We start from the raw sequence: 25494 nt of genomic DNA on the forward strand, positions 1-25494 counted from the left end.
TTAGTTTTTGCGATGTTTTTTAGTTCTATATGGAAAACGCAATATGGCGTCCCTCTGCTCCGACGATTTGTAATTGGCAAAGGGGCTCAAATATGGTACACCGAATGAATGAAGCCCATTCAGATGCACAAAGAGCATGAGAATACCAACAGTCAATCCGTACACACCAAACATAGCGGCTATGCCTATGAAAGCGAAACGTAATATCCGAATTGGAATTGCAAAAGTGTACGAGGGAATGACAAAGCTCGAAATGGCAGTTATTGCAACAACAATGACCATAACAGCCGAAACGATGTTTGCTTCTACGGCTGCCTGGCCGATCACTATTGACCCGACAATAGAAACGGCTTGACCGACCGTCCGTGGCATACGAAGACCTGCCTCCCTCAGAATTTCAAAAACCACTTCCATGATCATCGCCTCAATAAATGCTGGAAACGGTACTCCTTCACGTTGCGCGGATAAGCTTAATAACAAAACTGTTGGAATCATATCCTGATGGAATGTCGTTAATGCGACATAAATGGCCGGAGCCAACATACAGATTGCCAGGCAGATGTACCTTAATATTCGAATGATACTGCTGTAAACAAAGGATTGATAATAATCTTCTGCAGATTGAATAAAATCTACAAACACTGCAGGTGCAAGGATGGCGAAGGGAGATCCATCCACAAAGATCGCAATTTTCCCCTCCATAATTCCTGCTGCAATAGAGTCTGGGCGATCAGAATTATAAAAGAGCGGAAATATCGTGAGTTGTTTCTCTTCATGGAGACATTCTTCCAAATATTCGCTTTCAAGCACGCCTTCTACATGCATGTTCTTTAACTTGGATATCATATTCTGCACCTTTTTTGGGTCAGCGACCTCATGTAAATACATGACCGATATATCGGTCTTGGTTTTTTCGCCAACTTTTATGGTAGTTAGACGTACTCTTGTATCCTTCACCCTTCGACGAACCATAGTCGTATTCGTACGTAAAGTTTCTGTAAACGACTCTTGCGGACCTCTGACCACTGGCTGTGTCTTCGAGTCCGAAATGCTGCGTTCTTCCCATCCAGGCAAAGAAATGACCAATCCTTCATCCGTATCGTCCAATAGTAGGAGAAGACCACCTGAGAGGATCTGATCCAAGGCATCTTCAAAGTTTTGAGTGAAGCTTGCTTCACCAATGTCCAGAATTGCGTTTTTCAATAACGGTAAAGTGATCTCGTCAGAGGAGACACGATCATGCAACGGACGGATCACGTTGTCCTGCACCTTTTGCATGTCAGTCATTCCGTCCAAATAAAAAAGAGCGGCATGCTTATGGCCAGTCGTGATCTCACGAACAACAAAATCCGAACTGTTTCCCATGAAGTCACAAATGAGATCGATATTCCGGCATAATTGTCTTGAAAATTTGGTATGTAACTTCATTGTTCCCCTCCTCAGATACGTAGTATTAACAATAATCCGAAATAATACCACAATAATCCTGCTCGTTGTCGGCAAGGTCCATGACATCTCTATTCTCTTTCTTTGAAGGTTTTGTATGATGAGGAAAAGTAAACTTGACGTGATATGTAAAGAGCTTAATTTATCGAAATTTCAGTTTATCCGATTATTCAATGCTCATACTGGAATTCCACCATACCAATACTTTCTTAACAGCAAGATCGAACGTGCAAAGCAGTTAATAGAAAAAAATAAAGATATTTATTCAGCAGTAGCAGAATGTGGTTATGTGGATTTAACTCATTTAAATAAACACTTTAAAAGCGTCTATGGGACAACAGCATTTGAGTATATGTCACATCTAAAGTGAGGAGGAGGGAGTATGTTTAAACAGGCTACAGATAACTATCCTTTTTTGGAATAGTTTACTTGTGTAGTATAATATTTTTGACGGATATTCTTTTCTGTCAATTTAAACATCCAAATAGAGAGGTATTTGATCATGCTATTCATTACAAAAAAATCGATCGATAAGCTAGCAGAACCTCATAAAGAATCTGACATGCTTGTCTGCTATTCAACTCCACAAAGCTTTTCGGCTTATACAAGTCGAGCTATATTACTTCTAAATAATGATCGGATTATTATGCTTTTCCTCAATCTATTTTCCACTAAAGTAGTACAAAAAGTTGAATTTGAAGTAGCTGATTTACAAGAGCAAAAATATCATTCTGGACTCCTGTCTTCTGTAATATGGTCATTTAACATCAATGGGCAGCATTGGAGGTTTAGTATAATGAGAAAAATTCTTCCGCTTGGCTCTATGCAAAGGAATTTTCTGAATTTCTTGCAAGAAAATATCTTAAACTAGCGACCGAGTAGATCGGTAATTTCTGTCTGCCTAAGGCAGGGGTACTGAAAGTACTTTATGGGGATAAGTGATAAAGGTAATATTCGGTGTTTTTTTTGTTTACATATCATTGAGGGGAGGAATTCTTCTACATGAATGAACTACTCATAAAAAGCGATGGGATAGTAATTTGTACTGACAGTTTCGGAAAGCAAGTTAACCCGGCAATATTACTGATTATGGGCGCTCAATCCTCACTGGTTTGGTGGGAGGAAGAATTCTGCCAGCGTTTAGCAGCTACAGGTCGCTTTGTCGTTCGCTATGATAACCGAGATGTTGGACGTTCTACAACCTATGAACCTGGGCAACCGGACTATACTTTCGAAGACATGGCAGATGATGCTGTTCGAGTGTTGGATGCTTATAAGATTAAGCAAGTGCATATCGTAGGGATGTCTATGGGCGGAATGCTGACTCAAATGATAGCTCTGCGACATCCAGACAGAGTTCTAACCGTTACCCTTTTAGCAACGTCCAATTTTGCTCCCGATCTTCCACCGATGGAGGAAAAGGTTACGGACTATTTCTCGAATATGGAGGCAATAGATTGGACGAACGAACAATCGGTGGTCGATTTTGTGATAGGTAGATCAAGAATTCTAGTAGGTTCAAAACACCCTTTCGATGAGAATAAAGTTTATAAATTAGCAAAAGAAGAATGGAAAAGAAGCAACAAGATGGCCAGCATGAACAATCACGCAATGCTGTCAGGTGGAGAATCCTATCTGGCTAGGACTGGTGAGATAAACGTACCCACTCTGGTGATACACGGTACTGAAGACCCGATTATCCCTTATGAACACGGAAAAAATCTTGCTAACGAAATTCCAGGTGCGGTTTTACTGACATTGGAAGGTGCCGGACATGAGCTTCACTTCAACGATTGGGATTTAATAATCGAGTCTATTTCAAAACACACTTCGAAACACAATTAGGTCAACTGATGTATAGGAGAGTTGAATAAAACAGCGGCAGTCTAGGACTTAGTTTTCCCGTCCATGGCTGCCGCTGTTTCTATAACTTGGCTCAGTATAATGTAGTATCGTTTTACTCTTTGCCATTCCTCGTTCAACTAACGTTTTTCGTTAGGTAATTAGTAAAAGCAAATAAGGGGTTATACATATATAAATAGGTTGGCTAAAGAATAAGTCTAATGGAATACCTATTGGTGAACCACTAACTAATAGTGTAATAGTTAAGAATACTCCCCCTACAATGAATGAGATCATTGAAGCTAAAAAAGGGGAAATCACGAACTTTCTTAATTGAGCATTAATGGCTGTTTGTACAGCAAAAACAGCTCCAAAACTTATAGCTAGAAATATTGCAAACATTAAAATCACTTCCGGTTTAGCCTATTTCAATTCTATCTCAAAACTTAAAAAAAATTTTAAAATGACTGTATTGTTTAAATTCAAGGATGCTATGTCGTTATTTTTTTTTGATTCTTTATCCATTGTAGCCAATAAGAAAATTCACATGCTAAATGCATTTGATGTGGTTTGATAATGCTTGTAGGAGCAAGTGCAGGAAATTCCACGGAAAGCTTAACTTTTATCCCCGTTTTTGTATCTTTAATTTGGTGGCGAACTCCTCCGATAACTGTGCCATCTTTCAGACGAGCAACACCTACTGATTGATATTCATAAGAATGATCTCTAGGTGTTTGTAACCCTGTTTCATCATCAAAAACAATAAAAAACTGAACAGGTAACGGAGAATTTCCAGTCGTCTCAATTACTTCAAGTTCATTTTTTCCTAAAGGTCTTAATACATAGTGGTCAGGACAAGCCGATAAATTCACCCGATTGTTTTTATCTGATTGATTTAACATAAGATTGTCTATGCCCTTTGTTGCTTCTTCAGCTGTAATTCCATCTAAATAGATTTCTGTTCGAGAAAATTTCCGTCTATTTCCAGATAAAGCAGCGCCCATACGCATAATTATTTCGCTTAATTTCAATTTAGATTCCAATTTGTTATACATTTCTTGATATGAGTAGCCCATTTTAATTTCGGCTAGCTGTTCACTTATCTTATCTGGATTATTTATTTCGGCACTTTTATAATTTAATACTTTAAAAACTTTTTTACACGTTTTCTTTTCCATTCTGTCAATTGTTCGTTTGTAATGTTTTTTCCGTCGATACAAATTTTCATATAAATTCTCCTTTGTCCCAAAATTTTTTAGATGTCTTCTTTCTGATTGTATTTTAGTGTGGTTAATACCAAACTAATCATTTCTTTCTTAATATCATCATTCAGGTTTAACTTCTTTGAATGAGCAATGCTACTGAGTCCGTATAAAATAAATCCAGAGGCTAAAATTGGATTATCGGTATTGAAAATCCTCGTTCTTACTCCATCTTCAATCACCTGTTGTATTAGTGGCTGCATTTGCATGAATACTTTCTGCTCGAGCTGAAAATGTTGTTCTGTTTGAAACGAATCCTCATTTTTATATGGGGCTAGTTTTTCAACAAACGCCCAAAATGTCTCTAAGGATTCTGTCATCTTTTGCATAACGGTCAATTTATTAGAATTAAGTATTTGTTGGATTTCTTCCATATTGTTTACAATAAAATCATTTAAGATTTCATCAACGAACTCTTCTTTAGATTTAAAGTAGTAATAAAATAATCCCGTTGCTACACCAGCGCGATTAACGATATCTTTTATGCTAAATCCTTTTACTCCACCTTTCATATAAAACTCAAAACCAATATCCATTAACTCTTGGCGTCTTACGTCTGGTTCTTTTGATATTCTCTTCATAGTCCATCTCCTACTGTATCCTTCGCGACTGAATTTAATTCAATGGTACAAAACTGAATATAGTTCAGTCAAGTATTATAAAAAACCACTCATTTTGAAAAATAAATGAGTGCGTTAATTTTCTTGTTTGTTACTAAACAATATGGTGCTCGATTGCGGAACAAAAAATCCTGTTTAAGGCAGGATTTTTAATCAAACTTTATTATAAAGGGGTCTCGCCAACCAAATGACATAAAACCCACGCTGATCATTATTAGTTTTTCAAGTAGGAGTAGCATGAGGATTTCGAGTTTTCCATGCTTAGACAGAAAACCTTGTATCAATAGGGTTTGATTTATTAAGACTTAACCTACTTTGTGTCACTTTAGTTGTTATTTTGCACCTGTTTTAAGCGTTATTTTGCACTATAAGTAAATATAAAAATGCTACCTTTTAATAAAGGGGTAGGGTCAGGACCACATATTTTAAAAGACCAATTTCTCAGCACTAAAATTGAGAAATTGGTCTTTTATCGTTACTCCAGAAAAGCGCCCTTTTATGGAATAACAAAAGAGCTTCTATTAACTGGTTTTGTTGCATATTATATTGAATCCATAAGAGTAATTTAGTAGATATACAATTATCTGTGAGAATTACTAACGAATAACCTCATCTCTATATCTAGCAGTTGATCGTTTTTTAAGGTCGTCCCAATTTGGAGTTGAAATATTCACTTCCTTTTTCAATTTATCAAATGTTTCATATAAGGATTCAATCTCACTAAAGGAGCACTCAAACAATTTAGTCACCGGAAGTTTGTGGAATATTTTCAAACCGTGGTAGATTAAATTCCGATGGTTACGAACCATTTTCACTTGAAATGCTGGATCAATTCGATATCCCAATTTTTCTAAAACCATAAATCCTTCATCCATTACAGAAACCATCCGCATTAATGCATTCTTATCCTTAGCTATTTTTTTAAAGTCAAAATTATTTATATAATGGATTGAGTTCATAGCAACAATCGGTACCATATGACTTTTAAGCCAAGCATCAATACTTTCATTAAAACTTAGTTTATATTTTGCATTCTTAAACGTCTGCTCTAATGCAGATTTAAATGATAAGTCACCGTCTAAGCTGCCGATTACCATTTGTCCTCCACCGCGTATGCAAATGATACGACCGCTGTCTTCCCTCGTTCCTCCAATAAGTTGAAAACCAAACGCAATATTCTTTTTAACTTTGCTATTTTCATTTAGGAATGTCTGCATGCTTGCAGCATCAGCATTATTCCCAACAAGCACAATATTGTTACTTGTGTTTTCAGCTAATATCGGAAGGACCGATGGGAATTGGTTGTATTTCATCACAACAAATATGAGATCATAGTGGTCTTCAGGTTGAAGTTGATCGATCACATTTACTGCATCGACAGTATTTTTTCGTTGGAAATGATGACGAATAACAATTCCATCTTCTTTCAATTGTTTATATCGTTTTCCTCTAGCTAAAACGGAAACATCATTCCCTCCTCGAACTAATACGTGGGCAAGATAGCTTCCTAAAACGCCGGCTCCATAAACTAATACTTTCATCGTAATACTCCTCTTCTATAGAATCTTTATCGTTAAAGTTTTTTGGAAAATTAAAAGACAATTGTTGATTATTAAACAAAAGTATATTATATAAGTATAGCGACAGTCTATCTCTACTTCAATCGCTAAATAAACCGTTTTTGTTCAATAATGAACAGATTCAAGTTATCTGTTCATCAACAGGAAAATAAACACCTGTTTCTTTTTGGACCTTTGTTCATTATACTTACAGTTCCAGAGATATTCTTAATTAAACGATCCTGAAGGGAGAATTTTATGGATAAAAGAATTAAAAAATCTAAAAAAGCGATAGAGGAAGCTCTTATTAGTTTAATGGCGGAGAATGATTTTGAAGATATCACCATTAACTCAATTGCGGAAAGAGCAGATGTTAATAGAGGTACAATCTACTTACATTACAAAGATAAATTCGATTTATTGGAACAATGTGTTGAAAGGAAAATACAGGAACTGCTTACTTTTTGCCTGCCTGAAGGGTCTGGAAGTTATCCTTCTAAAACACTTTTACTGCGAACATTTAAATATTTGGAGGAACATTCTTTTACTTACCATACATTGTTAATAAATGAAGGAGTCCCCACCTTCCGAAATAAATTATTAAATGTCATGAATGAAGGACTGAGGGAACAATTGAAATTAAACGGAATGAATCAAAATATGAACAAAGAGATTCTCATTCAGTTTTGGTCCTCCGCAATAATTGGTGTAATAGAATGGTGGATAATGCAATCGATGCCTTATCCCGCAGAAGAAATCACTGAACAATTATGGATTATACTAGAACGGAATCAGATTATACCCAAGTAAAGAGTATCCGGGCTATTCATACTGATCATGTTGAATTCAAATTCACGTGCATCAGTATTTTTTATTTGAACGAAACTGCCCCTTCGCTCCACAAAAAATAGCTTCTGAGATCTCCAGTAACTGTTACTCAACAATCTGGCCCGATTGAGGAATAGAGTAAATAAGCAAGGGACTTTATATTTCAGAGGCAATGGCTGGTCAACTGGTCACTGTCTATGCTCTGCTACATTGAAGGGGAGGGGGATGGCGGTTGCCATGGTTGGAACGCCCATCGCCTTGGCTATTGGTGTCCCTGCGGGAACGTTTCTGGGGAACCTTATGGGTTGGCGGTCTGTTTTTGGAATCATGTCACTACTGACTGTTATACTGATCGCATGGGTGCTTTGGAAGGTGCCGGACTATCCGGGACAGTCCTCCGATAAGCAAGCTTCGATCTATGCAGTCTCCCTCACACCGGGGATTCGGCCCATACTATTGGTTGTACTGACCTGGATGACAGCCCATAATATTCTTTACACTTATATTGCTCCATTTCTTGCGGCCAATGGGATGGGGGAGAGAGTGGGTCTGGCGCTGGCTTTCTTTGGCATTGCTGCTCTCGTAGGTATATGGATAACTGGCTTATTCATCGACCGTTGGCTGCGTAAGCTTGTCCTTATTAGTCTTATTTCCTTCGTCTTTATTTCTATTGCCATGAGCTTTAGCAACTCCAATGTACTTATAATCTATATCATTGTTACGGTATGGGGTTTAACTTTCGGCGGCGCAACAACGCTATTGCAAACGGCGCTTGCTCAGGCAGCAGGGGAGAGCAAAGTGGATATGGTCATGCCAATTAACACGACCGTATGGAATCTGGCGGCGGGATGGCTGGGGGCATTTTACTTGAAACTTTTGGTGCGGGATCATTTTCATGGGCATTATTCATACTCTTATTCCTTGCGCTTCTCGTGGCTTGGGGTGGCAAAAAGTATTCGTTCCCTCCACAGTAATCTTGTAATTAGTGAGTATTTTTTTGAGTTTTGCTTGTTATGACTTCTAACTTTAATGCACAGAAGATGCTGTTCCAAGGGCAGTTTGCAATAAAATAAAGAGCGTTGTCCAAGCCGATGTTGTCGACAGGACAATGCTCTTTGTGTTTGCATTCAATCATACGATAAAAATAAAGTCCTGCTTATTTTCCAAGAAGGGCTGTATTCACTTCGTCCAGCAATTGCCCATAGGCAACCGGACCGAATCCGGCCACCCACACAGTATTATCCACGATGTGGACGTGATTCTTTTTCACTGCGTTCATAATCGGTGGAAATCCTCTGGTCACATTTCAGATACTCGGCATTTGTCATCAATTACTTTAGTGAAATATTCGCTAAAAATCAGTATTGATTTTTTTCTGAGATATCCTTGTTTTTGAGGACAAAATGCACTCTGTGTTCGAACTCAAAACCCTATCTATATCACGAAGGAGAAGATGAATATGAGTATCTTGGAGGATTTATATTATGGAAAATGGTACCCAAGCGAACGAACCAAACCTAAAAACCCTGAGCTTGAACTAGTCCATCAGAAAATATCCGCTTCTATGAAAGCACTAAAAGCAAGACTGTCGGAACAAGATTACGAATTAATTGAAGAACTATCCGATTTAAATGATGTTTTGTTTTCTATATTATCCGCCTCAGATTATATTTCTGGATACAAAGCTGGTGCTTTGACGATGGTTGAAATATTTGATAGAAAAATCATTTAAATTTTGATAGAAAAATCATTTAAATTAAGATAGATCCTAGTACTTTAAAGTTAAAAAAATGTATAGTTATAAGGCCTTACAATATGATTAAGGGTCACCAACGTTTAATAATATATAAGTCAGAGGTCGTAGGGATTAAGTCTTCTAATTCATATAACAATTAGTAATATAGATGGTTTTCCACAAATTTAAATAATGTTATTATGTCTTAATGAACTCATCCAAGGTAAATTATGACAACCATTAAAGTGACACCTGAACAACTTATAACTGTCTCTAAGAAATTTGAGCTTGCGCAGCAAACGGCGATGCAAATGAATAGTCAGTTATCGCAGCAAATTTCGTTTATGGAACGATTTTGGGAGGGGATAACAAAGGAGCAATTCTATTATAGATTCCAAACATCTCAGAAGAATATGGCTGACTTTGTTACACTAACAGATTCGATTGCTAGAGAACTACGGCAGCATGCAAATAAGTTTAGATTAGCAGATATGATGGAGGATGGGAATCTAGACCCAGGTTGCTTGCCACCTCCACCGAATACTTGCGCAGTTCCTGTTGCAGATACACGAAATGCGCTCCAGAAATCGGCGGATAGCTTAACGGAGCTTGGGCAGGATTTTGTAGCAGCTAATTCAGAACGATATGAGAAAAAATTTGATTCAGTCTGGAGCTTCCTAGATTATATGTCGTACGGCATTCCGAAGGGAATGTATCAAGGGTACATGGAACGGGCAGCTAAACAAAACGATTCGTGGAATGACATGCTCAATTTCGGTACATTTGGAGTATCGGGCATGATTCAGGGAGCATTTAATCCCACAAATGCATGGTCAAAAGAACATATGGCAAACTTGATTGGTACAGCAGGCTTGATGATAGGTTCTACGACGACCAAAGCGCTGATTAAGCCCAAAAATATTTTGGACGGGTCTGTTAAATATGAAGTTACTAAAAGTACAAATATTTTAAAAGAAAGCGAACAGCACCCTGCTTTTGTAAGAGGGCTCAATACAGATATTGATGATATATTCAGAAAGAATCCTGATGATCCTTTAAAAGAAGTTATTGGATCTGGAAGAGAGTCACATCCACAAGAATGGAATAAAATTATTGATGAGTTACATTCAGAGGGAGTAGAAGTAATATATAAAGGTAACACAATGGCATATTCTCCTAGCAAGGGAGGGCCTGGCCAACTAATAATAGATGAAGATGCTTCTATAGGAGCGTTAATTCATGAGTATACTCATTACCTAGATGATTCAAAACAAGGATTTCCAGGAATGAGTTACCATTTTCAAACAATAAATCGTGTGAAGATGGAATTAAATGCATATATGAGAGAAATAAAAATTGCCGAAGATATGGGACGTAATGATATTGCAAATATGCTGTTTGAAAATTATATTCAAGAAAGAAGATTACTGACCAGTCACTTGAAATAAAAATAATTCAGGAGGAACAAAATGAATATAGTAAAAAAAATAGAAGAAGGAAAATGTTCAATACAAGAGTTAGAAAATTTGCTGGAAGAAAAGAACCCCATAGTTTTATATCATGCATTAACACATATCGGAAAAGAAGGCCTCCGTACAGAGGAAATTATAAAAAAGTTAAGTGAATTGTCTTCAAAAAGGGAACCTCAAGATAAGCTGATAGGTCATTATAAAGTAGGAGACTTAGCAATAGCTACTATGATAAAACTTGGAGAAAAAGAAGATGAGATAACTGGGTTTAAGATATTAGATGAATTTGAAAAAAAGATGGTTTTCCGTTTATTTGAAGAAATCGAATGGTAATGCCTCCTGTTCGTCTGAATGAATGCACTTAATTCAAAACTTATTTCCCCTCGAACCATGAGGAGAAATAAGTTTTTTTCATATCTAATGGAGGTGAACCAAATGAATAGAATACTTATTCAAGCTGTAGAGCGTTTGTATTCAATTCATTTTGGAAGTTTAGTCAAGTCCAAAATTCTCCGAAAACGTCGCTCTAGGAGAAACTACTTAGCTGCTGAGTGTGTAGAGTAAAAGCCTAACCCAAAATGGGTAACGGATATTACGCAATATCGAGTGGGCGAACGCTGGTGGTATCTTTCTGCGATAAGGACTTGCCAAAGCTTTTGCAAGGCAAAAGACGTGACCGGGCTGATCGTTCATAACGACTAGGGATTCCAGATACAAAATAACAATTGTTTATTTGATGTCTGAAATTTCCAAATGATATCATTGTCACCATGTTGACGATAATGCAAAATGCTGTTATTGTAATTATAGTCAGTATGGTGACAATAAAAAGAAAAGGATATATTTATGGAATATTCTAAAGCGCTTAGAGAGTTATATATAATGCAACAAACTTACGCTACTTTTTTTTCCGTTACTAATAAGTTGCAAATACAAGGCGACAACTATTTTGAGAAATTAACATCACGACAGTACATGATCATGCTGGCAATAGCTCATTTGCCAGAGGATGAAACGACACTTGTTAATATTGCAAGAAAGTTAGAAACAAGCAAACAAAGTGCACAAAAGCTTGTAGTTAATTTAGAGAATAAAGGATACTTGATTACGACACCAAGCAAACGGGACAAACGTGCCATTAACGTGGAAATCACGGAATTAGGGAAAAGAGTCATGCTGGAATGTGGTGAGAAAGCAATATGCCTAATGGCAGATATTTTTAATGAATTCACAACTGAAGAATTAGAAGTGTTATGGAGTTTATTGAAAAGAATATATGGTACTCACAACGAAGAGTATGTTGGTTTTGAGGAAGACGTAAATTATAAATTTGAAGACCTGGAAGGGTTTCAAGGAGCACAAATTCGAGCTTTAGATAGTTTTATTTTGCGGAGAAAACATTTTAAATGATGGAATTGAAAATAGGCAATATTTCCATTCAACTTCTATATTTTCTTTGGAGGCTACGAGATGAAATTACAAGTACAACCAAGAGTTGCACTTATTGATGAAAAAATCGATTTTTGTGTCACAGGGTTACCACCAGAGGGCAAAATGAAAATAACTGCATCCATGCATTTTCCATGGGCAGAAAGTGAAAAGTATCAATCATTTGCTTGGTTTACTGCGGATTCAAACGGCAGTGTTGATTTATCAAAACACAAACCTGATTCTGGAACTTATGATTATATAGATAGTATGGGGCTTATTACTTCTTTACAAAAGATTAATAGTGAGGGAGGGAATATCGCTCTTAATATTTCAATAGATGATAGTGTATTTATTGATATAGTATGTGAAAATGGACAAGATCGAGAATGTATAAGACTAGAGCGTATGTTCAAGTTACCGGAAGTGAAAAGACAACAGGTCACTGATGAATTTATGGGAGAGTTATTTTATTCTGAAAACTCAAATAATAAAACGATTGTAGTATTGGGTGGATCTGATGGTGAACGAAGTGGTCTTTCGCTTTTGTCAGGACCATTGGCATCTAGAGGTTTTAATATTTTAACCGTTGGATATTTCAATGAAAAGGGATTGCCTAAAAAACTTGAGGAAATTCCCCTTGAATATTTTGAAAAGGTGTTCTCTTGGCTTAAAAAGAATCCATTAACACGTGCTAATGAAATATATGTACACGGTACATCTAAAGGCGGAGAATTGGCGTTACTTTTGACATCGCGATATAATTTCATTTCTAAAGTTGTGGCTTCTGCGCCCCATGCATATTGTTTTCAAGCGTTGGATGGTTTGATGAGTGGTAAAAATGTTTCATCATGGTCATATGAAAGGATATCATTACCATTTACACCAGTTTATAATTATATTTTTTACGACCATCAGCGTCATTGCTTAGAAAGGAATATACCTTTTGGTTTTACTACTACATATAAAAAAAGTGTGGAAAGGGCAAGAAATAAAGAGGAGGCTCGAATAAAAATAGAGAATGCAAATGCGAATTTATTGCTAATTGCAGGTCATCAAGATAATATTTGGAATACTCACGAGGCATGTGTAGAAATAATGAGTATTTTGAAAAAAAACAATTATAAATACAAATACAATCTTTTAGACTATAAGGATTTAGGTCACTCATTACCAATACCGTTTATTATACCTTTAAGCGAAACATTGAACTTAAAAATGGGTGGAGGCGTTTTTACTTGTGGTGGTACTTTAAAAGGAAATTCTTTTGGTCAATCAGATTCTTGGCAGAAAACAATAGAATTTTTTATGAATTAGGGCGTGTCTTCAAACTCAGGCAAGCCAAACCATAATGGTTGCCAAGGCAAAAAAAGACTTCAATGTACACGCCAATTTACATAGTGAGTCGCCAGACGACGATAAATTCTTTACTTTATTAAAGAACATTCCACCAAATAACGTTTTTTGTAAACGATCTTATCATATTTTAGGATGACTCGGCGATTTTTTTTCCGGGAATCACTGGAATAGCCTGTTGTTCCTTCAAAAACATGCGAATGGCATGGATATCTTACGCGCGGTCGTTAAACAGTTGGGATGAACATTCCGGGATTATTCGTTTTAGGCTCCATGTTTTTTCGACAAACAGTAATGATGGAGGAGATAAAGGAGTGAACGGTGTTTTATCCCAGTTCGAATATTGATTTTCGATACAAAAGCCTCGGCTCGTTAATAAACGCTGAAGCGTGTCATTATCAGTAAAGCGACATGCAATTCGAGAAGTTGTTTTCTCCGATCCCCAATCACGGAACGTGACCCAGTGCATGATCTGGTTACTTGAATCATACGACTGTGTCCCAGATACCTTGACTTTTATTCCATCCTTATCGATAAAATTTCCCCAGATGCTTTCCTCTTGGTTGGATAAATCGGTTCCCAAGGGGTTTCGTGTTTCAAAAACAAATATCCCATTTGATTCTAGGTGCTTGTAGACGGTTTCGAGTAAGGCTCGTTGATCCGCATCGCTCAAAAATGACTGGAATGCATTTCCTGTCAAATAAATCATGGAAAAACGCTTTTCGGAATCGAATGTACGAGCATCAGCTTCAATAAAATCCACAGGCAAACCTTGAGCTTTAACCCGCGCATATTCAAGCATCGATGAAGAAATATCAACACCTGTTATATGTATCCCCGATTTTGATAAATGAATGGTTGTCAATCCTGTACCACATGCAAGTTCCAGAACCTCGCCTGGGTTCAATCTAGCCATATCAAGATAAAAATTGTATTTATTAGTCTCGCCGCCAAATTCAAGATCATAATTAATCGGGTCTCGATACTCTTCAAGATTATCGTGATCTATCAATACGAATCATCCCTTCACTACAATACAGATTTCTTTAAATCATCCTTCATTATACCATCCATTCTCGGTTTTGCGATATATGGAAACCATGTTGATGTTTTAAAAAAAGGACTGACGCGCCAGCACTTTTAAAACAAAAAAGTCGCTAATTTAGCGGATCTGATGAGGCATATCTTTTTACTGGACGAGAGCGTGTTTATAAACCTAATTTAACATCTCTTGAAAGATTACATTACTAAGGGATGCCATAATCCGTTTAAAAAATGCTGATTAACGTATACGTGATGTTAAGGGAGAACTTTATATTGAAGAATGATAAAAGGGGCAACGTTTAAAATGGGAAAAATAATGGATGTTAGTTTAACTTTTGAGTCAAAAGATGAAGGTACAATTATAGTAGGGACAAACAAAGGATTAGATCATTTAACCTACCCAGAAATAAAAAAAATCATAGGTGATAAAATTCTTATTAAAAATGCAGATCAAGATGAGACAGTATTAAACGTTAGCTCTGTTCAAATTCCAACTTCAATGGCTGAAAGGAAAAATATTGGAGTATGCGTTGGTAAGTTAGCATCTCCTGATCTTGTTCAAGCGGGGGCAAGTATTTACAGTTTGGAAGATTAAGAAATTAACACTAGGCATGTTTTGGGCAATCTTACGTAAAAAAGACGGTTTCCCCTTTTGGGGAAACCATTCGTTATACATAATTTTTAAAATATTCGCTAAATATCCGCATTAACCATACTCTTAATTTTTTATGTGATGTACTTTTAGTGTTTATACCTCTTTGTTATAGGAATTTCTTCATTTCATTAAATGCTAACTCCCTGTGACCTGCTTGGCAGTGTTGCTCACCACCCGTTTCTTTAGTAAATACTTTGGTTGTAATAGACGCAGCATTGATTAATTCTTGTTGGATTTGTGCGAGTCGGCTAATAGGTACGTATTGATCATCTTCTCCAGCTAGTAAAAGAACATCTTGATTAATGAATGCTCCAATGCCTTGCATCGTGTGCTTTTCAAAATTTTTAATGAGATCAAAAGGCGTTGCTTCACCGGTGTTTTCCATCCCTTTGGTAATCTTCCAATGCAAATCAATATTGTGAGTCATCATCTGTTCGAATAATGAATTCACCTGATCTACTTCATCATGATCGACTAGTTGCACTATGCGCTGGTAAGTATCTTCTGGCATCCCCATTTTTAAGGCATCTAAACCGCAATAGAAAATGTTAAAAGCAACTACTTTATCGATTCTCTTTTCGAAGGCTGCCGCACGCATAGCTAAATACCCTCCCCAAGAAGCACCTACGAGACTTACACGATCTAATTTGAAATAATCAATCACCGTTGATATGGGCTTTTCCCAGTTATGAATGAATTTTAGGCCGTTTTTTAATGCAGTTCCTTGGCCAGGACCATCAAATACAATAATATTGTAATCAATTCCTTTCATAAATCTCATCATTTTAAGCATCTCTTCCATATAAGAATCATACCCACCAAAGACAAGCAATGTTTTCGTAGCTCCAGACGCCAATAATTTTACAGCAGGAAGATACGAGTCTTCATAGGGAATTTTGTAGGATTTATAATCAAAATCATGAAAGCCTTTATAGAATGTTTCTCTATATTTTTGATACATTTTTTCTTTATTGGGGTCTGTGGTTGCAAGATAAAATTCTGCAGCTTGATAGTAGACTGAGGCTAAGTCATAGTCCTTGTTGTCTTCGCGTTTCTTTGCAAAATTGAGCCAAGCTTCATACCAGCTATGGGTGTCTTTTAATTTCGGAATCATTTTTTCCAAGTCAGCTTGTGCTCGATCATCTTCTTGATAATAATCATTGATAAAACGATTAATTTGAAGATTGAACTGTTCGTTATTGACATAGGATTTAAACATATATTGTCCTCCTTCAATTTGGGTATGTGCTTACTATAGAGTATAGTTACTACATAAAAAATAATTAGTATCGCATAATCTGTAGGATATCTTACACGGTATATATGAAGTGTTCGAAAACTTACACATAAGGAGCAAGTGGTTAAATGAATGAAGATATCAGAATTTATAAAACAAAAATAGCTATTGAGCGTGCTTTCATTGAATTACTCCAACAACATGATTTTAAAGATATTACGATCAAAAAAATTTGTGATCAAGCTCTTATCGGACGTTCTACTTTTTATAGCCACTATTTGGATAAGTACGACTTGCTAGAAAAAATAGTTAAACAGTATGCTTCTGATTTTAAAGTTGAGGTTGAACATCGCTTTGAAGCAATGGAAGAGGGTAAGGTAGCAAATGCCATAGAACTTGTGACCGATAATATGATTAAAAATAAGCTTGAAATTTCAACATTGTTAGCCGTTCATGAAGTAACAGCAGATCTACGTAAGGAATTTGAACAAATTTTGTTTCAGGCTTGTTTAGATTATTTAAAGCAACAGAATTCTTCAACTTCGATCGCATTGGAGTATTTAGCAGAACTATATGCTGCTAACTCAATGATGTCTATTCAGTGGGTTTTAAAAAATGGAAAAGATGCTAACATCATTCTTCTTTTAGATCAAATGCAAGAATATATTTTTAATCAGTTAAAGTCTGATCTATATACAAGTTAGCACGCGTGGGGTGATGTTTTTATGAATGATATATCATCAGATGGGTTGAAGGGAGGAAACAGTAGAAGAATTGAAGCACTGGTTCAATTCTTCTACGCTAACAACATCGGTTCACCAAAAGGTAACTTGCCGGAACTTTATCTTTACACTGTACATCGAATCCCCGGCAATGAGAGTCTTAAATAAAGACTGATATGACCAGGAGTATGCCCAGGCGTATGGATGACGCGAATTCTGCCGCAAAACGGCAGTTCCTGACCATCTATTAAGGTATCATCCACTCGCCCTTCGGGGGATTCACAAGGTGACCATCTTTTAAAAGTGGGATATCCCCCTGAATATACGGCTTATCCAGTTCGTGTGCATAGACTTTAATATGGTTGCCACACTCCTGCAAAATCTCAGGAAGACAACCTATATAATCCACATCTTGATGCGTCAAAATCACAGCTTTTAGTTTGTCGAACGACACGTCTTAGCCGAAGCATTTCTACTCCCTGTGAAATTTCCATAATATCGGGTTTCACGAACACGAATTGTTGTCACATTGCCGTAAACTGCATCACGTACATATTCCGTATATTGTGTTTGAGTCGCAGAAATTGGTTTCGAGACACCAACAAGTAAATGCGACGTTGCATCATAAGTGTACGTTGTTGGTACACCCAGCACGTCAACAGTGCTTGTGATTCTTCCTTGGTTTTACGAGTCCTCCAATACCGCAAGATCGAATTACAAAATTGTTAGGTAGATGTAAGGCAAATCGATAGCTTAGGCCAGCCTGGGAGGATAAGATTAGAACAAACGAAAATAGAAATTTTTTAAAAGGAGAATCGAGATGAGGCTGTTTGAACTGTTGCTTTTATTGTCAAACATCGGCTTGTTTGCATTAACCGTACTATTAAAAAAAGGACGGCGTAGAATTCCAGTATTCGTTGCAAGCGGGATTGCCACACTTTTACTGGTCATTCATTGGACGGTGGAAGGATCCAGAGTTCAGCTATTTTTCCCATATTGCATAACGATCATTTTTTTAGCCATTTCAGGTTATAGCTATTTTAAAAAAAACGGCCCAAAAAAAATCCCACGATTCATGTTGGGTTCAGCTTATACCGCTATAGCGATAATGCTGGTCGTAACAGCGGGTCTCATGTATGCTTTTCCTGTATTTAAACTACCTGAACCGACAGGCGAATTTAAGGTAGGAACGCAAACTTTTCATTTCGTGGATACAAATAGGGAAGAGATTTTCGACGAAGCCAGAGATGGTAAGAGAGAATTGATGGTTCAGGTATGGTATCCGGTTCAAGCTGGCATCGGCAAGTACGCTCCCTTTATTCCCGATACCCAGATTTTACGTTATATGGCCGCGGACTATGGCCTTCCCGGGTTTACTTTTCAACACCTGAAGTACGTATCCAGTCATGCTTATTCGGGGGTCGAAGTCTCTTCGGCACAGACTTCATACCCGCTGATCCTTGCGAATCCCGGCAACGGCTCTTCCAGGTTCCTCCACACGTCGCAAGCCGAAAATCTCGCGAGTCATGGATATATCGTGGCAGTGATCGACCACACCTACAATACATTTGCAACCGAGTTTCCGGACGGGCGAATCACGACCAGCACAACCAACGACTTATTCTCGTCCGATCATGATTACCAGACGAGTAGAGGAAATCGCGACAAGTTGGGACAAGTTTTAACCGGCGATGTGGCGTTTGCGCTGGACCAATTCGAGCTCATCCAATCGGGGCAGATTCCAAGTCGTCTAAAAGGGAGGATTGATCTCGGTCATGTCGGGGTGTTCGGTCATTCCATCGGCGGAGCGACGGCCTATGACGCTTCTTACGATCCGCGAATCGCGGTTGGAATAGACCTTGATGGAGGGCTTTATCGACTGCGTGACAGAGAGGGTCTGCGAAAGCCGTTTTTATTCATCAACTCGGAAAGCTATTTCGAAAAATTAAAAATGGTGATGGATAACCGGGTCTACACGGATGCAGAGCTTAGCCGTATGGGCTCAACAAGAGAGTGGGAGGATCAAGTAACGGCAGATAAAAAGTTGGAGCTTGAACGGATGCGCGAAACGGTCGACGAAGGGGGACAAGTCCTCTATATCGAAAATACGGAGCATTTGAATTTTGCCGACGTACAGTTCATTTCTCCGATTTTCAAAATGCTGGGCATTACAGGAAAGATTGCGCCCGAAAGAGCGAACTCCGTTATCAATGCCTATATGCTGGATTTCTTCGATAGGTATCTGAAAAATCAAGGCGGAATCTTAATGAAAGGACCGGATAGCCGCTTTCCGGAGGTGAAGTTCGTAACCTCGCTATTATAAATTACGGAACAGGCTACCGATTTTGATATGCTCCCCTTCAAGTAGACAGGTTTAATAAATAAACTGCTACTTGAAGGGGAGTTTTCCTTTGTCTAAGAAGAACGAATACAATGCGATTGAGAAACTAGCCATCATACAGGAGTTAAAAGCAGGACAGAGCAGCCGTGTGGAGCGGAACTGCTCTTCGTACCCTTTGAGCTTGGCCGATAGTTCGATGATTTGTTGTTGTAGGGATTCGATGGTTGGCGTATCTGCATGTTTTTCCATACTTTTACCCATTAACCGATCTCTGTAAGTACCTATGACGAAATGATTACAAAGATGTGTCTAAATGACGGTAATGGCATTAACCTTGGGATGGGCTTGCCGCTGGCTAAGTGAAAGACCATCCAGCGGCCAGCGAAGCTCCCTGCTGGAAATGACTATTTTCGATACGTGCTACTACGTTTGTTTTAATGGCTGTTAAATTTCTTATTGATTTATAAAGACCGGCTTTATCTATATGGGAAAGTAATTTTTGAGAAAAAACCTTAAATATAGGTTGAATATGGATTTTGTTTCCATTATACTCCTGCTTGAGCGGTATATTTTTTCAATCGTCTATCTACGATTCTAATTTATGAGCTGTCCAAGAAGAAAAATACAAAGAGAGGTGATCCCCGTTTCAATGGTCAATACCGCTTGAAGGCTTATTTTCCTGAAGTGTCTAAGAACTTGGATTATTATTATTGAGGAGGGAACTAATGCTAAGAAAAGGATTATGTGCGGTTGCGCTGCTCAGTCTCCTAACCGTTCTGCTTCCAGCAATGCATACAAGCGCAGCACCGAACTCGAATCTTGTGTGGAGCGACGAATTTAATGGAACTTCGTTAAACCGGTCCAATTGGACCCCTGAAATCGGTACCGGAAGCGGCGGATGGGGAAACAATGAACTGCAGTACTATACCGACCGTAAGCAGAATTTGCAGGTTACCGGAGGCAATCTGGTGATTACGGCACAAAAAGAAGCTTACGGCGGAATGAATTACACCTCAGCCCGGATCAAAACTCAAGACTTGAAAAAATTTACTTATGGGAAAGTGGAAGCGCGCATCAAGTTACCGTCCGGTCAAGGGATATGGCCGGCTTTCTGGATGTTAGGCAGCAACATCAGTTCGGTAGGTTGGCCGAAATGCGGAGAAATCGACATTATGGAACGTGTAAACAACAATCCTTCTGTGAACGGTACTGTGCATTGGGATGCGGGAGGCCACGCTGACTTCGGGCGGGTATCGGGCAATCTGGATTTTTCTCAATACCATGTGTACAGCATCGAGTGGGACTCCAAGTATATCCGCTGGTTTGTCGACGGGCAGCAGTTCAATGAATTTTATATAGAGAATGGAACCGGGAACACCGAAGAATTTCAACAGCCGTTCTTTATTCTCCTGAACCTAGCGGTCGGCGGAAACTGGCCTGGTGCTCCCAATAACTCGACGCAGTTCCCGTCCCAAATGCTAGTCGATTACGTGCGTGTCTATCAATAAAGTGTGGGTATTAGATACAATTCATATGAACATTATAAAAGCAACCCCGGTCATTTACGGGGTTGCTTCAATTCGCTATAAATTAACTCGCCACTAAGTCCTAATATCTGATCATTCACATGTACATTACTTAATCCCCCGTGGTAACAAACTACGGATTCAATGTCGAGATCTAAATACTTTTTCAATGAGAGACGAGCTGCATCCATATCCGGTGTGGTCGGGACATGAATTCCCCCCAGAATCCCGTTTACACTGTACATCGAATCCCCGGCAATAAGAGTCTTACTTTGCCTTAAATAAAGACTGATATGACCAGGAGTATGACCAGGCGTATGGATGACGCGAATCCTGTCGCAAAACGGCAGTTCCTGACCATCTATTAAGGTATCGTCCACTTTGCCCTTCGGGGGATGCACAAGGTGACTGTCTTTTAAAAGTGGGAGTTCTCCCTGAATATACGGCTTATCCAGCTCGTGCGCATATACTTTAACATTAGGACCGCACTCCTGCAAAATCTCAGGAAGACAACCTATATGATCCACATCTTGATGAGTCAAAATCACAACTTTTAGTTGGTCAAACGACACGCCTACCTTTTCCATTGCCACGCGTAATTCTTCCATTTGTCCGGGGAATCCTGTGTCTATTAAAACAGCCATTTCTTGATCCCACAAAAGAATAGGGTGAATCATATTCCCATGAAAATCTAGCTGAAGCATTTCTACTCCCTGTGAAATTTCCATAATATCGGGCCTCCGTACAATGTAATTGCCACCCATGCTAAAATAGGTTCAAGGGGCGAATCCAACTCTATGGCGTTGCCGTTCCTTAATATCAATGGATACGGTGCGAATAGATGTAATAGGAATAACAAACGTCTGATATTGCGTAAGGTATTTAACGAACTGTTCGTCAACCTGATCCAATATCCCGTCGCATACATGGGTCCCATCTATAAAATGAATAGTTACTTCCTTGCCTTGTAAGCTTGCTAACATGATATCACCTCGTATTATTTCTTGAAGTTTCTTGCAGATCATTAGGTTTTGAGCATACTCTACAAAGAAGTGATCACTTGATCAATAACCCCATATTCCAGTGCCTCCTGAGCGGACATGTAAAAATCCCGGTCCATATCTTTTTCGACTTTTTCAAAAGATTGTCCGGTTCGTTCAGCTGTGATACGAGTTGCCTTTTCACGAGTCCATAAAATTCGTTTCGCGCTAATCGCAATATCGCTGGCTTGCCCTTGTGCGCCTCCGTGCGGCTGATGGATCATGATTTCACTGTTCGGCAACGCCGAACGTTTCCCTTTGGCGCCCGCCAGCAAAAGGATCGCGCCAAACGAAGCAGCGAATCCCGTACATATCGTGTGTACATCGGGTTTGATGTACTGCATCGTATCATAAATGGCAAATCCTGCGGAAGTAGAGCCACCTGGGCTGTTAATATACATGTAAATTTCTTTTTCCGGATCTTCTGCCGCCAGGAACAATAATTGAGCAATAATACTGTTAGCCAAATGATCATCGATGGCTGCCCCGACAAACACAATACGATCCTTTAAGAGCCTAGAATAGATATCGTACGATCTTTCACCTTGAGCGGTTTGCTCAACAACATAAGGAACATAAACACTCATTTTGATACCCCCAATTTCCTGTTTTCAGTTGATTTCTCCTTGTAAACGAATGTAGGTCGTAAAAAGATACGGAGGTTTCAATGGGAAAACGATTTGCGTAAAAGGTGTAACTTTTACAACCACTTGTTCGTTTACATTGGAGGTAGCAAATGGCTTTGCTCTAGGAAAGGGCAGAATAAGACCGTGGAGGAGAGGACCTATGCGCATAGATGATTCTATACAAATGACAGATAATACAATAAACATCGAGAACTTGGAGGAATTACAGGCGGTCCTGAAACGTTACTGTCTGTCGCTTACAAAATCAAATTGGGATGCGGAAGAACTGGCTCAGGAAACTTGGATAAAAGCATTAGGTAAGTTAAATAGCTTCGAGCATACAAATCCCCAAGCGCTTTTGCTGCGGATTGCTAAGAACACCTGGATTGATGATATACGGAGAAAAGCAGTCTACACTCGGATATTGAATAGGGAACAATCGAAAGTAACTGTACCGGATCATGGATCTTTTGAAATCGAGATAGCGTTGCAGTCCTTAATGAAACATTTATCTCCGCTTCAGAGAACTGTTTTTTTGCTGCGAGATGTGTTTGGATATTCGATTAGCGAGACATCCGACATGCTCGAAACCACGGAGGGAGCGGTAAAAGTTACACTCCACCGGGCACGAAAATCGCTTGAAGCAGTCAAGGAGGATCTCCTCAAAGGAGAGTTATCCTTACCAGAAAGTGAAAACTCGAAGACTTTTCTAAGGGCGTTGACGGCGGCATATCAGATGGGAGATATTGCAGCAATGGTTATGCTCTCCCATCAAGATGTAATGGAGCCGGACGTGGTGATCGGAATCGTCAATCATAAGCTGCACCGGAGACTCGCTTCAGTAAAACAAACGGATTCCCATACCATGAATATGATAGCGGCGTAGTTTGCGAAGAGAAATGCGGGGCTGATCATAGTGGTTGTGTTTCTGATGAAGCAAGTTCCCGGTCATTCCAATTTACAGCTCTTAGCTGGGAATAAAATAAAGTATATTAAAGAAGGCTTCCGTACAGAGAAAATGATAAAAAAATGAAGTGAATTATCATTAAAAAGGGAACCCCAAGATAAACTATTAGGTCATTATAAGGTGGGAGACCTAGCAATAGCGATTTTGATAAAACTTGGAGAAAAGAAAGAAGAAAATAATAATATCTCTTCTAAGTGATTATTTAATAAAAAGATCGATGAGCAAGTATCATCGGTCTTTTTATTAAATGTTGGGGGTGACTGCTATGGTTCAATCAGAGCGAATATAAGTTGCATAACAAAACAAAGGGCTTTGAACCCTTTCCTGTATTGGTATCTTAAAATTAATTGATGCAGGGTAATTTCAAGCCTCTGTTGAAGCGGGTATTATGAAACTGCTTTGAGTCCAACAACACCAACGACAATGATCATGAGACTTATAATGCGCTCAATGCTTTTGGATTCATTGAAAAAAATCATATTTACTAGAACGGCAGCCGAAGTTCCTATTCCAATCCAGACCGCATAGGCAATGCTGACTTGAAGATAGTTAAAGGAGGCGTAAAGAAATGCAAAAGAACCTCCAAATCCGCCAAAGAACATCAGCAAATTCAAAAAGGATTTCCTTAGGCTGAATTTTTTTAAACCGATGACCCCAATCAACTCGAATAGAGCAGCAATAAATACGAATAGCCAACCCATATTAACGAACTCCTTTTGCCGATCCGAATTCCGGCTTATTGTCAAATAGTTTTAAAGCAATAACCCCAATGACCAGAATCCCCATAAACAGACCTTTGGCAACACTGAATTCCGCGTCGAAAATAATAATGTCCATAAGAGCCGTTCCTACTGTACCAGCTGCTGCAAAGATGGCGTAAACGGTGCCTGTTGGCAATGACTCGCATGCTTTTGAAAGAAATTGCATATCGATGATAATAATGGTGATGATGATAACCCAGTGCCACCAAGTATTGGCAACATTAAAGCCAAAGACCCAAAGCAATTCAAATAGAGAAGTCAAAATGACAAAAATCCAACCCTTGTTCATAAAGCATATTCCTTTCCGCTAAGTAAATTCATAATAGTTACTACATGAATAATGAATGAACGTCAGTCATTTTATTTTAAAAAAATAAGGACAAGTTTCCGGTGTTTTTCTTCATATTTCCCGTAATGATCTTTTGATGAAATGAAATACCCGAGTCTTATATACGTCCAGGGGTTCTTCTTGTTCAAGTCCAATATAAAATCGTTCGGCAGCATTTTCAATCAGATTGATGAGAAGTTTGGCCGTCCATTTGGGATGAGGATCATGAATGATCTCATGATGGTTATTGGCTTTCAATAATATGTCCTCAAGCCAATCATAATAAGGAGAATAGATGGCTTCCCATTTTTCCATGGAATGATCGAACGCAAGACCGGAGTAACAAAGGACAAGGATTTCTTTGTATGAATCGGTGATGTTGAAGGTTTCGTCGATGACAACCTCCAACACCTCCCAAAAACTTTCTTTATCCTGTGCTTTTTCTTTAATTTTACCGAAAGTAATCGTCAGAAGATGATCTGCGATCGCCGGAATTAACGCTTTTTTGGAGGAGAAATATAAATAAAACGTTCCTTGGGCAATGCCCGCTTTTTTTGTGATATCGGAAATAACCGTCTTGTCGTATCCTTTTTCAGTTATGACTTCGATAGACGCGTTTAAAATGAGATTGTATTTCCCATCCGTGAAGTTTGCCAATATTTTTTACCCTCCTCAACATGAATGATTGTCATTCATTGTAGG

26 protein-coding genes and 5 pseudogenes are annotated in these 25494 nt (G+C 38.5%); 15 read left to right on the top strand and 16 right to left on the bottom strand.

Features of this window, described 5'->3' with window-relative positions; translation table 11 throughout:
* Positions 1 to 1428 carry a spore germination protein gene (locus tag AC5ELV_RS22950; protein ID WP_493432028.1) on the bottom strand — a complete coding sequence of 476 codons (1428 nt, stop codon included), beginning with the start codon at positions 1426 to 1428 and terminating at the stop codon, positions 1 to 3.
* Between the two features lie 130 nt (positions 1429 to 1558).
* On the opposite strand from AC5ELV_RS22950, the pseudogene AC5ELV_RS22955 reads away from it, so the two are divergent.
* From AC5ELV_RS22955 to mle, 3 genes and pseudogenes are all read left to right on the top strand, one after another.
* Positions 1559 to 1816: pseudogene (locus AC5ELV_RS22955) on the top strand (helix-turn-helix domain-containing protein); the annotation flags it as partial.
* Positions 1817 to 1948: 132 nt separating this feature from the next.
* Positions 1949 to 2317 carry a hypothetical protein gene (locus AC5ELV_RS22960; protein ID WP_493432029.1) on the top strand — a complete coding sequence of 123 codons (369 nt, stop codon included), beginning with the start codon at positions 1949 to 1951 and terminating at the stop codon, positions 2315 to 2317.
* Positions 2318 to 2448: 131 nt separating this feature from the next.
* Positions 2449 to 3291, top strand: a complete 843-nt coding sequence (mle, locus tag AC5ELV_RS22965) for an alpha/beta fold macrolide esterase (RefSeq protein ID WP_493432030.1) — start codon at positions 2449 to 2451, stop codon at positions 3289 to 3291.
* Positions 3292 to 3477: 186 nt separating this feature from the next.
* On the opposite strand, the pseudogene AC5ELV_RS22970 reads toward mle, so the two are convergent.
* The 4 genes and pseudogenes from AC5ELV_RS22970 to AC5ELV_RS22985 all read right to left on the bottom strand — a co-directional run.
* A pseudogene (locus AC5ELV_RS22970) lies at positions 3478 to 3690 on the bottom strand (DMT family transporter); the annotation flags it as partial.
* An 89-nt stretch (positions 3691 to 3779) separates the two neighbouring features.
* A pseudogene (locus AC5ELV_RS22975) lies at positions 3780 to 4516 on the bottom strand (hypothetical protein).
* A gap of 27 nt (positions 4517 to 4543) precedes the next feature.
* The gene (locus tag AC5ELV_RS22980) at positions 4544 to 5131 is read right to left on the bottom strand and encodes a TetR/AcrR family transcriptional regulator (protein ID WP_493432031.1); all 588 of its coding nucleotides are present in this window, start codon (positions 5129 to 5131) and stop codon (positions 4544 to 4546) included.
* A gap of 635 nt (positions 5132 to 5766) precedes the next feature.
* Positions 5767 to 6711 carry a ketopantoate reductase family protein gene (locus AC5ELV_RS22985; protein ID WP_493432032.1) on the bottom strand — a complete coding sequence of 315 codons (945 nt, stop codon included), beginning with the start codon at positions 6709 to 6711 and terminating at the stop codon, positions 5767 to 5769.
* A gap of 276 nt (positions 6712 to 6987) precedes the next feature.
* Between AC5ELV_RS22985 and AC5ELV_RS22990 the strand changes: the two genes are divergently transcribed.
* Both AC5ELV_RS22990 and AC5ELV_RS22995 read left to right on the top strand, forming a co-directional pair.
* Positions 6988 to 7539, top strand: a complete 552-nt coding sequence (locus tag AC5ELV_RS22990; RefSeq protein WP_493432033.1) for a TetR/AcrR family transcriptional regulator — start codon at positions 6988 to 6990, stop codon at positions 7537 to 7539.
* 243 nt (positions 7540 to 7782) lie between these two features.
* Positions 7783 to 8574 carry an MFS transporter gene (locus AC5ELV_RS22995; protein WP_493432034.1) on the top strand — a complete coding sequence of 264 codons (792 nt, stop codon included), beginning with the start codon at positions 7783 to 7785 and terminating at the stop codon, positions 8572 to 8574.
* A gap of 139 nt (positions 8575 to 8713) precedes the next feature.
* On the opposite strand, the gene AC5ELV_RS23000 is transcribed toward AC5ELV_RS22995, so the two are convergent.
* Entirely contained in the window at positions 8714 to 8836 is a 123-nt protein-coding gene (locus AC5ELV_RS23000; protein WP_493432035.1) for a hypothetical protein, read from the bottom strand.
* A gap of 180 nt (positions 8837 to 9016) precedes the next feature.
* Between AC5ELV_RS23000 and AC5ELV_RS23005 the strand changes: the two genes are divergently transcribed.
* From AC5ELV_RS23005 to AC5ELV_RS23025, 5 genes are all read left to right on the top strand, one after another.
* Complete coding sequence (locus AC5ELV_RS23005) at positions 9017 to 9289, top strand: DUF6809 family protein (RefSeq protein ID WP_069291877.1); 273 nt, start codon at positions 9017 to 9019, stop codon at positions 9287 to 9289.
* A gap of 233 nt (positions 9290 to 9522) precedes the next feature.
* Positions 9523 to 10740 carry a WXG100 family type VII secretion target gene (locus AC5ELV_RS23010; RefSeq protein ID WP_493432036.1) on the top strand — a complete coding sequence of 406 codons (1218 nt, stop codon included), beginning with the start codon at positions 9523 to 9525 and terminating at the stop codon, positions 10738 to 10740.
* 21 nt (positions 10741 to 10761) lie between these two features.
* Complete coding sequence (locus AC5ELV_RS23015) at positions 10762 to 11094, top strand: hypothetical protein (protein ID WP_493432037.1); 333 nt, start codon at positions 10762 to 10764, stop codon at positions 11092 to 11094.
* Between the two features lie 513 nt (positions 11095 to 11607).
* Entirely contained in the window at positions 11608 to 12171 is a 564-nt protein-coding gene (locus tag AC5ELV_RS23020) for a MarR family winged helix-turn-helix transcriptional regulator (protein ID WP_061830185.1), read from the top strand.
* 60 nt (positions 12172 to 12231) lie between these two features.
* Positions 12232 to 13506, top strand: coding sequence for an acyl-CoA thioesterase/bile acid-CoA:amino acid N-acyltransferase family protein (locus AC5ELV_RS23025; RefSeq protein ID WP_493432038.1), 1275 nt, complete (start codon positions 12232 to 12234; stop codon positions 13504 to 13506).
* A gap of 253 nt (positions 13507 to 13759) precedes the next feature.
* On the opposite strand, the gene AC5ELV_RS23030 is transcribed toward AC5ELV_RS23025, so the two are convergent.
* A complete protein-coding gene (locus tag AC5ELV_RS23030; RefSeq protein WP_493432039.1) occupies positions 13760 to 14557 on the bottom strand; it encodes a class I SAM-dependent DNA methyltransferase in 798 nt (265 codons plus the stop codon).
* Between the two features lie 336 nt (positions 14558 to 14893).
* Between AC5ELV_RS23030 and AC5ELV_RS23035 the strand changes: the two genes are divergently transcribed.
* The gene (locus AC5ELV_RS23035; protein WP_493432040.1) at positions 14894 to 15184 is read left to right on the top strand and encodes a hypothetical protein; all 291 of its coding nucleotides are present in this window, start codon (positions 14894 to 14896) and stop codon (positions 15182 to 15184) included.
* Positions 15185 to 15350: 166 nt separating this feature from the next.
* Here AC5ELV_RS23035 and AC5ELV_RS23040 read toward each other — a convergent pair whose 3' ends face one another.
* On the bottom strand, positions 15351 to 16463 hold the full coding sequence (locus AC5ELV_RS23040) for an alpha/beta fold hydrolase (protein WP_493432041.1): 1113 nt from the start codon (positions 16461 to 16463) through the stop codon (positions 15351 to 15353).
* A 146-nt stretch (positions 16464 to 16609) separates the two neighbouring features.
* Between AC5ELV_RS23040 and AC5ELV_RS23045 the strand changes: the two genes are divergently transcribed.
* Entirely contained in the window at positions 16610 to 17185 is a 576-nt protein-coding gene (locus tag AC5ELV_RS23045; RefSeq protein WP_493432042.1) for a TetR/AcrR family transcriptional regulator, read from the top strand.
* A 144-nt stretch (positions 17186 to 17329) separates the two neighbouring features.
* Here AC5ELV_RS23045 and AC5ELV_RS23050 read toward each other — a convergent pair.
* Positions 17330 to 17657, bottom strand: a pseudogene (locus tag AC5ELV_RS23050) (MBL fold metallo-hydrolase); the annotation flags it as partial.
* 366 nt (positions 17658 to 18023) lie between these two features.
* On the opposite strand from AC5ELV_RS23050, the gene AC5ELV_RS23055 reads away from it, so the two are divergent.
* Positions 18024 to 19526, top strand: coding sequence for an alpha/beta hydrolase family protein (locus AC5ELV_RS23055; protein WP_493432043.1), 1503 nt, complete (start codon positions 18024 to 18026; stop codon positions 19524 to 19526).
* Positions 19527 to 19592: 66 nt separating this feature from the next.
* Here the strand turns inward: AC5ELV_RS23055 and AC5ELV_RS23060 are convergent, their stop codons facing one another.
* On the bottom strand, positions 19593 to 19805 hold the full coding sequence (locus tag AC5ELV_RS23060; protein WP_493432044.1) for a hypothetical protein: 213 nt from the start codon (positions 19803 to 19805) through the stop codon (positions 19593 to 19595).
* Between the two features lie 464 nt (positions 19806 to 20269).
* Between AC5ELV_RS23060 and AC5ELV_RS23065 the strand changes: the two are divergent.
* Positions 20270 to 21049 (top strand): annotated as a pseudogene (locus tag AC5ELV_RS23065) (glycoside hydrolase family 16 protein); the annotation flags it as partial.
* Between the two features lie 53 nt (positions 21050 to 21102).
* Here AC5ELV_RS23065 and AC5ELV_RS23070 read toward each other — a convergent pair.
* Genes AC5ELV_RS23070 through clpP form a run of 3 tightly spaced genes read right to left on the bottom strand, consistent with a single transcriptional unit; the run spans position 21103 to position 22697 of the window.
* On the bottom strand, positions 21103 to 21798 hold the full coding sequence (locus AC5ELV_RS23070) for an MBL fold metallo-hydrolase (RefSeq protein ID WP_493432045.1): 696 nt from the start codon (positions 21796 to 21798) through the stop codon (positions 21103 to 21105).
* A 48-nt stretch (positions 21799 to 21846) separates the two neighbouring features.
* Positions 21847 to 22053: a hypothetical protein gene (locus tag AC5ELV_RS23075; RefSeq protein ID WP_250245017.1), complete on the bottom strand. Its 207-nt coding sequence runs from the start codon at positions 22051 to 22053 to the stop codon at positions 21847 to 21849.
* A gap of 59 nt (positions 22054 to 22112) precedes the next feature.
* Positions 22113 to 22697 carry an ATP-dependent Clp endopeptidase proteolytic subunit ClpP gene (gene clpP, locus AC5ELV_RS23080; protein WP_013310269.1) on the bottom strand — a complete coding sequence of 195 codons (585 nt, stop codon included), beginning with the start codon at positions 22695 to 22697 and terminating at the stop codon, positions 22113 to 22115.
* 199 nt (positions 22698 to 22896) lie between these two features.
* On the opposite strand from clpP, the gene AC5ELV_RS23085 reads away from it, so the two are divergent.
* Positions 22897 to 23622 carry an RNA polymerase sigma factor gene (locus AC5ELV_RS23085; protein ID WP_493432046.1) on the top strand — a complete coding sequence of 242 codons (726 nt, stop codon included), beginning with the start codon at positions 22897 to 22899 and terminating at the stop codon, positions 23620 to 23622.
* Positions 23623 to 24089: 467 nt separating this feature from the next.
* On the opposite strand, the gene AC5ELV_RS23090 is transcribed toward AC5ELV_RS23085, so the two are convergent.
* The 3 genes from AC5ELV_RS23090 to AC5ELV_RS23100 all read right to left on the bottom strand — a co-directional run bounded on the left by AC5ELV_RS23090 (position 24090) and on the right by AC5ELV_RS23100 (position 25449).
* On the bottom strand, positions 24090 to 24404 hold the full coding sequence (locus tag AC5ELV_RS23090) for a DMT family transporter (protein WP_307354103.1): 315 nt from the start codon (positions 24402 to 24404) through the stop codon (positions 24090 to 24092).
* A 1-nt stretch (position 24405) separates the two neighbouring features.
* Positions 24406 to 24753 (bottom strand): DMT family transporter, encoded by a 348-nt coding sequence (locus AC5ELV_RS23095; protein ID WP_493432047.1) that lies wholly within the window; start codon positions 24751 to 24753, stop codon positions 24406 to 24408.
* 111 nt (positions 24754 to 24864) lie between these two features.
* Positions 24865 to 25449, bottom strand: a complete 585-nt coding sequence (locus AC5ELV_RS23100) for a TetR/AcrR family transcriptional regulator (RefSeq protein ID WP_493432048.1) — start codon at positions 25447 to 25449, stop codon at positions 24865 to 24867.
* Positions 25450 to 25494: the final 45 nt, after the last annotated feature.

This window comes from Paenibacillus sp. NMA1017, from assembly GCF_058895805.1.

Excerpts from the sequence above, each read along its gene's own strand:
- AC5ELV_RS22950 (WP_493432028.1), bottom strand. The coding sequence starts at position 1,428 with ATGAAGTTACATACCAAATTTTCAAGACAATTATGCCGGAATATCGAT.
- AC5ELV_RS22960 (WP_493432029.1), top strand. The coding sequence starts at position 1,949 with ATGCTATTCATTACAAAAAAATCGATCGATAAGCTAGCAGAACCTCAT.
- mle (WP_493432030.1), top strand. The coding sequence starts at position 2,449 with ATGAATGAACTACTCATAAAAAGCGATGGGATAGTAATTTGTACTGAC.
- AC5ELV_RS22980 (WP_493432031.1), bottom strand. The coding sequence starts at position 5,131 with ATGAAGAGAATATCAAAAGAACCAGACGTAAGACGCCAAGAGTTAATG.
- AC5ELV_RS22985 (WP_493432032.1), bottom strand. The coding sequence starts at position 6,711 with ATGAAAGTATTAGTTTATGGAGCCGGCGTTTTAGGAAGCTATCTTGCC.
- AC5ELV_RS22990 (WP_493432033.1), top strand. The coding sequence starts at position 6,988 with ATGGATAAAAGAATTAAAAAATCTAAAAAAGCGATAGAGGAAGCTCTT.
- AC5ELV_RS22995 (WP_493432034.1), top strand. The coding sequence starts at position 7,783 with ATGGCGGTTGCCATGGTTGGAACGCCCATCGCCTTGGCTATTGGTGTC.
- AC5ELV_RS23000 (WP_493432035.1), bottom strand. The coding sequence starts at position 8,836 with ATGAACGCAGTGAAAAAGAATCACGTCCACATCGTGGATAATACTGTG.
- AC5ELV_RS23005 (WP_069291877.1), top strand. The coding sequence starts at position 9,017 with ATGAGTATCTTGGAGGATTTATATTATGGAAAATGGTACCCAAGCGAA.
- AC5ELV_RS23010 (WP_493432036.1), top strand. The coding sequence starts at position 9,523 with ATGACAACCATTAAAGTGACACCTGAACAACTTATAACTGTCTCTAAG.
- AC5ELV_RS23015 (WP_493432037.1), top strand. The coding sequence starts at position 10,762 with ATGAATATAGTAAAAAAAATAGAAGAAGGAAAATGTTCAATACAAGAG.
- AC5ELV_RS23020 (WP_061830185.1), top strand. The coding sequence starts at position 11,608 with ATGGAATATTCTAAAGCGCTTAGAGAGTTATATATAATGCAACAAACT.
- AC5ELV_RS23025 (WP_493432038.1), top strand. The coding sequence starts at position 12,232 with ATGAAATTACAAGTACAACCAAGAGTTGCACTTATTGATGAAAAAATC.
- AC5ELV_RS23035 (WP_493432040.1), top strand. The coding sequence starts at position 14,894 with ATGGGAAAAATAATGGATGTTAGTTTAACTTTTGAGTCAAAAGATGAA.
- AC5ELV_RS23040 (WP_493432041.1), bottom strand. The coding sequence starts at position 16,463 with ATGTTTAAATCCTATGTCAATAACGAACAGTTCAATCTTCAAATTAAT.
- AC5ELV_RS23045 (WP_493432042.1), top strand. The coding sequence starts at position 16,610 with ATGAATGAAGATATCAGAATTTATAAAACAAAAATAGCTATTGAGCGT.
- AC5ELV_RS23055 (WP_493432043.1), top strand. The coding sequence starts at position 18,024 with ATGAGGCTGTTTGAACTGTTGCTTTTATTGTCAAACATCGGCTTGTTT.
- AC5ELV_RS23060 (WP_493432044.1), bottom strand. The coding sequence starts at position 19,805 with ATGGGTAAAAGTATGGAAAAACATGCAGATACGCCAACCATCGAATCC.
- AC5ELV_RS23070 (WP_493432045.1), bottom strand. The coding sequence starts at position 21,798 with ATGGAAATTTCACAGGGAGTAGAAATGCTTCAGCTAGATTTTCATGGG.
- AC5ELV_RS23075 (WP_250245017.1), bottom strand. The coding sequence starts at position 22,053 with ATGTTAGCAAGCTTACAAGGCAAGGAAGTAACTATTCATTTTATAGAT.
- clpP (WP_013310269.1), bottom strand. The coding sequence starts at position 22,697 with ATGAGTGTTTATGTTCCTTATGTTGTTGAGCAAACCGCTCAAGGTGAA.
- AC5ELV_RS23085 (WP_493432046.1), top strand. The coding sequence starts at position 22,897 with ATGCGCATAGATGATTCTATACAAATGACAGATAATACAATAAACATC.
- AC5ELV_RS23090 (WP_307354103.1), bottom strand. The coding sequence starts at position 24,404 with ATGGGTTGGCTATTCGTATTTATTGCTGCTCTATTCGAGTTGATTGGG.
- AC5ELV_RS23095 (WP_493432047.1), bottom strand. The coding sequence starts at position 24,753 with ATGAACAAGGGTTGGATTTTTGTCATTTTGACTTCTCTATTTGAATTG.